Source organism: Micromonospora sp. NPDC048947 (assembly GCF_040649495.1).
Lineage (GTDB): Bacteria > Actinomycetota > Actinomycetes > Mycobacteriales > Micromonosporaceae > Micromonospora > Micromonospora alfalfae.
Window position 1 is genome coordinate 34819 of sequence record NZ_JBEZFO010000010.1, and the last position, 6945, is coordinate 41763.

Below are 6945 nucleotides of genomic sequence, written 5' to 3' on the forward strand. Positions count from 1 at the left end.
TTCTCCGGACTGTGGGGGCACTGTGTCATGGTTCACATGACCAGTGACGCACAGTACCAAGCGAAAGTGTCCAGCATCGAGCAGGTGCCCGCCTGGTGCACGGGAAATCCACTGAACGGATGAGGAAGGTTGGACCGTACGGCGTGGAAACGCTCCCACACGTGTGGGCCGCGGACAGCGGGCCCGCTGCGTCGATCGATGTACCCGCCGCGCCGGCCGCCTGCCGAGGTGCGCTGACCGAACGCGCCCGCCTGCACTGGTCCCGCGGCGACGGCGGCGACCCCGCGGCCCTCGCCGAGGAGTTCCTCGCCGCGCACGGCCTGCCCCTGCACGACCTGGCCCGACCCGCCACCACCCAACACGGCACCGGGGTCTGCGGCGCGGCGCTGTACCTGTCCGCCGCCGCCGGGGCGCTGCTGGCCGGCGCACCCACCGGGGCACCCGAACCCGCACCGGCCCTGCCCGACCTCGCCGTCGTCGTCTACCAGCACGGCACCCCCCGGGTCACCCGACCCGGCCCACCGCCGCAGTGGCGCCTCGGCGACTGGGTCGAGAGCTGGACCCCCGCCCAGCACGCCGCCGCCGTCGACGCGGTCCGCGCCGCCATCGGCCGCGGCGACGTCTACCAGAGCAACCTCGTCGGCCACGCCGCGGCCCCCTACACCGGCGACCCGTTGCCCGCCCTGAGCCGCCTCGGCGCGCTCCCCGGCGCCCGCTACGGCGGCATCCTCACCGGCGACGGCTGGGCCATCGGCTGCGCCTCCCCGGAAACCCTCGTCGAGGTCACCGACGGGCAGGTGATCACCCGACCGATCAAGGGCACCCGCCCGGCCACCGCCACCGGCCGCGCCGAACTGCTCGCCAGCGCCAAGGAACGCGCCGAACACATCATGATCGTCGACCTGGAACGCAACGACCTCGCCCGCATCGCCCGCACCGGCACGGTCACCGTCGACGAACTGTTCGTCGTCCACCGCTGGTGTGACCTGTGGCAGGCCGAGTCGACAGTCCGCGCCGCCGCCGACGACGGCCTCGGCCTCGCCGACCTGCTGCGCGCCACCTGCCCCGGCGGCTCCGTCACCGGCGCCCCGAAACTCGCCGCCCTGACCCAGATCAGCGCCCTCGAACCCGTCGGCCGGGGCGCCAGCATGGGCGCGCTGGGCTGGGTCGCCCCGGGCCACGTCGACCTGGGCCTGACCATCCGCACCGCCGCCGCCGACGGTCAGCGGCTGCACACCTGGGCCGGCGGCGGCATCACCTGGGACAGCGACGCACACGCCGAGGTCGCCGAGGCCGCCGCGAAAACCAGCCCGATCCGCGCCACACTGGCCGGGCGCTGACCGCGGCACCGCACGGCGATACGCTGAACCTCATGACCATGCGGCCCATCCGGATCATCGGCGACCCTGTCCTGCGCACCGGATGCGAACCGGTCACCACCTTCGACGCGGAGCTACGCGCCCTCGTCACCGACCTGATGGACACCCTGCTCGGCGCCCCCGGCCGCGCCGGCGTCGCCGCACCGCAGATCGGCGTCAGCGCCCAGGTGTTCGTCTACGACGCCGACGGGCACCGCGGCCACCTCATCAACCCCACCCTGGAGCTGTCCGACGAACTCCAGGACGACGAGGAGGGCTGCCTGTCCATCCCCGGGCTGTACTTCCCGACCGTGCGGGCCCTGCACGCCACCGCCCACGGCGTCGACCAGCACGGCGAGCCGCTGACCATCGCCGGCAGCGGGTTCCTGGCCCGCGCCCTGCAACACGAGACCGACCACCTGGGCGGGAAGCTCTACGTCGACACCCTGCGCGGCGACACCCGCCGCCGGGCCCTGCGCGAGATCCGCGCCGGGCGCTTCGACTCACCCAGCCGCCGCGGCTAACTCACCCACTGGTCGTGGCCCAGCTTCGCGACCAACGCCACCACCACCACCAGCAACACCACCCGCACGAACCCGGAGCCGCGGCGCAACGCCATCCGCGCCCCCAGCACCGCGCCGGCGATGTTGCACACCGCCATGCCCGCGCCCAACAGCCACCACACGTGCCCGGTCACCCCGAACACCACCAGCGCGCCCAGGTTCGTCCCCGCGTTGACGACCTTCGCCATCGCCGAACCGTGCACGAAGTCCGCGCCCACCACAGCGGTGAACGCCAACACCAGGAACGTGCCGGTCCCGGGACCGATCAACCCGTCGTACAGGGCGATCCCCACACCGGCCACCGCGATCACCACGCCCACCCGCACCGGGGTCCGCCTCGCCGGCACCGCCACCACCCCCATCCGGGGACGCAGCAGCACGAACACCGCCACCGACACCAGCACCACCAGCACGACCGGCCGGTACGCCGACGCCGGCACCGCCCCGGCCAACGCCGCACCCACCCCCGCGCTGAGCACCGCGACCCCCGCCGCCGGAGACGCCACCCGCCAGTCGACAGTGGTCCTGCGGGCGTACGTCGCCGCCGCCGTGGCCGTCCCGAAGATCGCGGCCAACTTGTTGGTGCCCAACGCGGTGGCCACCGGCAACCCCGGGGCAGCCACCAACAGCGCCGGCAGCAGCAACAACCCGCCACCACCGACGACTGCATCAACCCACCCGGCCATCGCGGCGGCGGCCAGCAGAGTACTCAGCGTCACGGCGTCCACGGGCGGCAATTCTTCCCACCCGACACGCCGCAACGGGCACCCGAGTGGCCAGCCTCACCCGCTCACCGACCCCGCGTACGCCGCAACCACACCCCCAACGCTCCGACCGCCACGAACACCAGCACCGAACACAGCAAGACCTTCACCACCCGGCAACCATGCCACGGGCACGTAAGGTGCAGGAGTGCGCCTGGCCACCTTCAACCTGCTGCACGGACGGTCCCTCACCGACGGGCTCGTCGACTCTGACCGACTCACCGCCGCCATCGGGGCCCTCGACGCCGACGTCCTCGCCCTCCAAGAGGTCGACCGCGACCAACGCCGCAGCGGCAACCTCGACCTCACCGCCATCGCCGCCCGCGCCCTCGACGCACCCCACCACCGCTTCGCCGCCGCCGTCGTCGGCACCCCCGGCGAACAGTTCCGCCCTCTGCGCCACGACGACGACGGCCACGGGGAACCCTGCTACGGCATCGGACTGATCAGCCGACACCCCGTCCGCAGCTGGCAGGTCACCCGACTCAAGCCGGCACCGGTGCGCTCACCGGTCTACGTTCCCGGCCCCCGCGGCGGCCTCATCCTGTTGCACGACGAACCCCGCGTGGTCCTCGCCGCCGTCCTGGACACCCCGCATGGCCCCCTCACCGTCGCCGCCACCCACCTGTCCTTCGTGCCCGGCTGGAACGCCCGCCAACTACGGCAGACCGTCCGCGCCCTGCGCGCGCTACCGGGGCCCCGCGTCCTGCTCGGCGACCTCAACCTGCCCGCCGGCGCGGCCCGGCTCATCTCCGGCTGGCACCCCCTGGGCCGACGCCCCACCTACCCGTCCGGGCAGCCCCGCGTCCAACTCGACCACATCCTCGCCGACCGGCGCGCCCTCGACCAGCTCCCACCCGTGCGCGCTGTCACCGCACCCTCGTCCACCATCTCCGACCACCGCCCCCTGCTGGTCGACCTCGGCTGAAGATCCACGATCGAAACCCGGCCATCGCGGCTCACGAATGTCTAGGGTTGGGCTCGCCGGCACCACGTGTCGCGCCATCGCCACAGCCGACACCACAGGGAGCTGACAGTGAGCGACACGCCGGACACGATCGTCCTCATCCACGGGTTCTGGGTCACCCCCCGCAGCTGGGAACACTGGGTCACCCACTACCAGGACAAGGGCTTCCAAGTGCTCACCCCCACGTACCCAGGGCTGGAAGGCGAGGTCGAGGCGATCAACGCCGACCCCAGCCCACTGGAGACGCTGACCGCGCCACAGATCATCGCGCACCTGTCCGCGGTGGTCGACGCACTACCCACGCCACCCATCCTCATGGGCCACTCCGCCGGCGGGGCGTTCACCCAGGTGCTGCTCGACCGCGGCTACGGCGCCTCGGCTGTCGTGCTCAACTCGGCGCCCACCGAAGGCGTCAAGGTGACCCCCTTCTCGCAGCTGCGCTCCACCTTCCCGGTGCTGCGCAACCCCGCCAACCGCCACCGCGCCGTCGGGTTCACCTTCGAGCAGTGGAACTACGCGTTCACCAACACCTTCGACGAGCAGACCGCCCGCGCCCTGTACGAGCGCTACGCCATCCCCGCCGCCGGCGGCATCCTCTGGGACAGCGTCCTGGCCAACCTGCTGCCCGGCCCCCAGGACATCGCCGTCGACTACCACAACGACCAGCGCGCGCCGCTGCTGTTCATCTCCGGCTCGGAAGACCACATCATGCCGCCCAGCGTGCAACGCGCCAACGCCGCCCACTACAAGGGCGACACCCTCACCGAGGTCGAGCTCTTCGAGGGGTACGCGCACCTGCTGCCCGCACAGCAGGGCTGGCAGCGCATCGCCGACGTCGCCCTCGACTGGGCCCTGCGCCACGCCCGCTGACCGCGGGCCCACCGTGCCGGCCGTTCGGCCCTCGCCTTACTGAATCCGGGGCACCAACGTGCCCCGGACACCGCGCCGTGCGGAAAACCGGAACGAACAAGAGTCGGCGGGGGAGCGGACCACCGAGCCGCAAGATTCCCTCAAGATCATTGCATCGACGGACTTCGACGATCATGCTGGTCGACACGTGCCACGATCACCTCGTCGGAGGCCACATGAGACGCCAGCGACCCACCCTCATCGCCGTGTCCACCCTCATCACCGTCACCCTCACCACCGCAGCACCCACCCCCGCCAACGCCGCACCACCGGACCAGGTCACCGCCCTCACCGCCCACCAGGCCGACGGATACACCACACTCGCCTGGCAACCCGTCAACGGCGCCACCGACTACCAGATCGAACGCACCCCCGTCGACGCCGACAACACCCCCACCGGCGCACCCACCATCGTCGGCATCTGGCGACCCAACCGCCAGATCAACCAACAGGCACCCACCTTCGCCGACGCCGGCTACAACCCCGGCGACACCTTCCAATGGCGGGTACGCGCCCGCACCGGCACCACCGAACAGCCCTACTCCGACCCGGTCACCGCCACCACCACCGCACCCTGGGGCAACCCCACCGCCCCCGGCGAACAACTGCGCACCGGCTGGGAGACCACCCACGCCGCCCAGTACACCAGCGACACCGACGAGTACGCCTACACGGCCGCCATCGACGCCCTCAGCGACCGCGTACGCGTCGTCGAACTCGGCCGCACCGTACAGAACCGACCCATCAACATGATGGTCATCGGCCACCCCACCCCGGCGGCCACCCCGGAAGCCGTCGCCGCCACCGCACCCGTGGCCATCAACTGCAACGTGCACGGCAACGAACCCGGCGACCGCGAAGCCTGCCTCATCATGGCCCGCCAACTCGCCTTCAGCACCGACCCCCGCATCACCGACCTGCTCAGCCACACCACCGTCCTGATCGTCCCCACCATCAACGGAGACGGCCGCGCCAACAACACCCGCGGCAACTCCACCGGCCAGGACCTCAACCGCGACTACTCCCTGATCCGCCAACCCGAGACCACCGCGTACATCACAATGGTCCGCGACTACCGACCCGTCGCCGGCTACGACGGCCACGAGTTCGGCAACTCCCGCGCCGGTGACCTGCCGATGCTGCCCCCACGGCACCAGAACGTCGCCCAACCCATCTTCGACCAGTCCCAGGACATGATCGAAGGCCACATGTACGCCAAGGGCGCCGAAGCCGGCTGGTGGGCCTGCCCCTACGGCTGCGAAGGCGGCGGCAACGTCGGCCTCAGCGAAGAAACCATCCTGCGCAACACCCTCGGACTCAAGAACGTCACCAACTCCCTGCTGGAACTGCGCAGCTCCGGCGGCCAGACGCGCCCCGACGAGGGCAACACCACAAACAACCGACGCCGCAAGACCTACTCCGCCCTGTGGACGTTCCACCAGTTCCTCGACTACCACCGCGCCGACCGCGCCGACATCCTGAAAGCCCGCAGCGAAGCCATCCAAACCCAGGCCGCCAACACCGGCCGGCTGGTCTTCCGCGGCTCCCGCCCCATCCCCGCCCACCCCGCACCGCACCCCGGCGACAGCCCACCACCACTCGACGCGCCCCCCGCCGACCTGATCCTCGACAACCCACCCTGCGCCTACAAACTCACCGACGCGCAGTACAACGGCCCCCGCACCGACGGACCCGGCGGCGTCGGCACCACCGTCGCCCAGCGCATCGCCGCCCACGGCTGGAAGGTCATCACGATCGGCGACGACCACTACGTCCCCCTCAACCAACCCGAACGCGGCCTCATCCCCCTGCTCCTCGACGGCAAAGGCGTGGAGAAGCTGACCGACGGCGAACGCGTCTATCCCACCCTCACCGGCCGCCGCAACGGACCCCTGACCGTCACCGGCTTCACCTGCGCCGACGATGCCACCATCAACGGCCCGGTCACCGTCCGGGCCGGCGCGGCGCTCGTCACGACAGCAACGACCATCAGCGGCCCACTGACCGCCACCCGCGCCGCCGGCATCCTCCTCGCCGACAGCACCATCAACGGCCCGGTCCGCATCGCCACCACCGACACGATCTCCATCATCGACGCCACCATCGCCGGCCCCGTCGACCTGTCCGGCAACACCACCGGCACCGACGCGCCAGTGCTGGCCGGCACCACCATCCGCGGCCCACTCAGCTGCACCGGCAACAACCCCGCACCGACCAACCTCGGCATCGCCAACACCGTCCACGGCCCCCGCACCACCCAGTGCGCGGCACTGTGACCGACAACTAGCGAACCATCACGCCGGCGGCGCGGGTGGCGGTCAGTGGGCCGCTGATGGTCGTTGCTGTCGTGACGAGCGCCGCGCCGGCCCGGACGGTGACCGGGC

Annotated in this window: 6 protein-coding genes; 5 read left to right on the forward strand and 1 reads right to left on the reverse strand. The window is 71.5% G+C overall.

What is annotated here, in order from left to right:
• The first annotated feature begins 92 nt into the window (after positions 1–92).
• Complete coding sequence (locus AB0B98_RS16195; protein ID WP_357363652.1) at positions 93–1340, forward strand: chorismate-binding protein; 1248 nt, start codon at positions 93–95, stop codon at positions 1338–1340.
• Positions 1341–1372: 32 nt separating this feature from the next.
• On the forward strand, positions 1373–1882 hold the full coding sequence (locus AB0B98_RS16200) for a peptide deformylase (RefSeq protein WP_091398002.1): 510 nt from the start codon (positions 1373–1375) through the stop codon (positions 1880–1882).
• Here the strand turns inward: AB0B98_RS16200 and AB0B98_RS16205 are convergent.
• Positions 1879–2649, reverse strand: a complete 771-nt coding sequence (locus tag AB0B98_RS16205; RefSeq protein ID WP_357363360.1) for a TSUP family transporter — start codon at positions 2647–2649, stop codon at positions 1879–1881. The genes AB0B98_RS16200 and AB0B98_RS16205 overlap by 4 nt on opposite strands.
• A 184-nt stretch (positions 2650–2833) precedes the next feature.
• Between AB0B98_RS16205 and AB0B98_RS16210 the strand changes: the two genes are divergently transcribed.
• The 3 genes from AB0B98_RS16210 (at position 2834) to AB0B98_RS16220 (ending at position 6837) form a co-directional block, all read left to right on the forward strand.
• Positions 2834–3613, forward strand: coding sequence for an endonuclease/exonuclease/phosphatase family protein (locus AB0B98_RS16210; protein WP_357363362.1), 780 nt, complete (start codon positions 2834–2836; stop codon positions 3611–3613).
• 108 nt (positions 3614–3721) lie between these two features.
• Positions 3722–4522, forward strand: a complete 801-nt coding sequence (locus AB0B98_RS16215; RefSeq protein ID WP_357363365.1) for an alpha/beta hydrolase — start codon at positions 3722–3724, stop codon at positions 4520–4522.
• 215 nt (positions 4523–4737) lie between these two features.
• Positions 4738–6837, forward strand: coding sequence for a M14 family zinc carboxypeptidase (locus AB0B98_RS16220; protein ID WP_357363367.1), 2100 nt, complete (start codon positions 4738–4740; stop codon positions 6835–6837).
• Positions 6838–6945: the final 108 nt, after the last annotated feature.